The following is a 642-nucleotide window of genomic DNA, read 5'->3' as shown; positions in this document are numbered from 1 at the left end:
ATAGGACTTACGCACTATTATTTATAGATTCTCTGTGGTAGCAGATGATTTTTATCGAGAATAAAGTCATCAATGAAGTTTTTGATAACTGGTCTAAATAATTTCTTCTGCCAACGATATACATTTTCAAAGATCCGCTCAAACTGGTTCTTTTGTATCTCGACGTAGGCCATCAAGGCTGAAAAAATATGATTCAAAATCAGTTTAGATCGTCTTACTTGAAACTTTTCAATATGACAAACCTGTTTAATCACCCGGTGATATTGCTCTATTTTCCAATGACTTGAATGTAATTCATGAAAACCCTCAAAGGACAATAAATCATCTTCATCTTGATGCACAATATAAAACCTCTGCTGTTCTTTTAACTGAGTCTTAAATAATTGTACAAAGCCAAAATCTTTGAGCCAGACCACTTGACCCTGATGGAAATTTGGCAATAAACGCAGTTGAAACCATTGTCCTTTTTCTGGGGAAACCTTACGGTTACAGTCGATACCAAACATAAATCGAATACCATATTTTCTTATGGTTTTTAGATTTCCAGTCGATGAATACCAACTATCACCTGTAATAAATTGAATCTTTGCACCCCAACTGAGTACTTCACTTAACATATCCATAAAGTAATCATTCTTGGTT

General features: G+C 34.1%; 1 protein-coding gene. It reads right to left on the bottom strand.

Annotated elements, in window-relative coordinates; translation table 11 throughout:
• Positions 1–17: 17 nt before the first annotated feature.
• Positions 18–642: transposase (locus HYG89_RS15920; protein WP_178868383.1), on the bottom strand; the 625-nt coding region annotated here is incomplete at its 5' end.

The organism is Acinetobacter sp. SwsAc5 (genome assembly GCF_013391485.1).
GTDB classification, from domain to species: Bacteria; Pseudomonadota; Gammaproteobacteria; order Pseudomonadales; family Moraxellaceae; genus Acinetobacter; species Acinetobacter towneri.
Note: the sequence above shows the minus strand (reverse complement) of the source record. Positions and strands in the feature narration are given on the sequence as shown.